The 351-nt window shown below is 68.1% G+C and carries 1 pseudogene; it reads right to left on the bottom strand.

From position 1 onward, the window contains the following. A pseudogene (locus SB751_RS28710) lies at positions 1–351 on the bottom strand (peptidase S8); the annotation flags it as partial.

The following is a 351-nucleotide window of genomic DNA, read 5'->3' as shown; positions in this document are numbered from 1 at the left end:
CCCATCACGCGCGTGCCGTGCCAGCTGCTGTTGTTCGGTTCGCTCGCGCAGTGGTAGTACGGGCCGGTCGCGTCGTCGAGTTCCTGCTGCGTGACCCAGTCGCCCGGGTCCGTCGCGTCGTTGCTGCGCGCCTGGCCGTTGTTGCTGGTGTTGGCGTTCGAGATGAAGTTGTAGCCGGGCAGCAGGTTGCCGACGAGGTCGGGGTGCGGGCGGTAGCCGGTATCGAGCACGGCCGTGACGACCGTCGGTGAACCCTTGGTGCGCGTCCACGCGGGCGGCGTGTTGATGCCGACGCTCGCATCGGACAGATACCACTGCTGGCTGTATGAGGGGTCGCTCGGCGTGTCGCGG

This window comes from Cupriavidus sp. SIMBA_020, from assembly GCF_046535395.1.
GTDB lineage: Bacteria > Pseudomonadota > Gammaproteobacteria > Burkholderiales > Burkholderiaceae > Cupriavidus > Cupriavidus campinensis.
The sequence above is the reverse complement of the archived record's forward strand: the minus strand, read 5'-3'. Positions and strand labels throughout refer to the sequence as shown.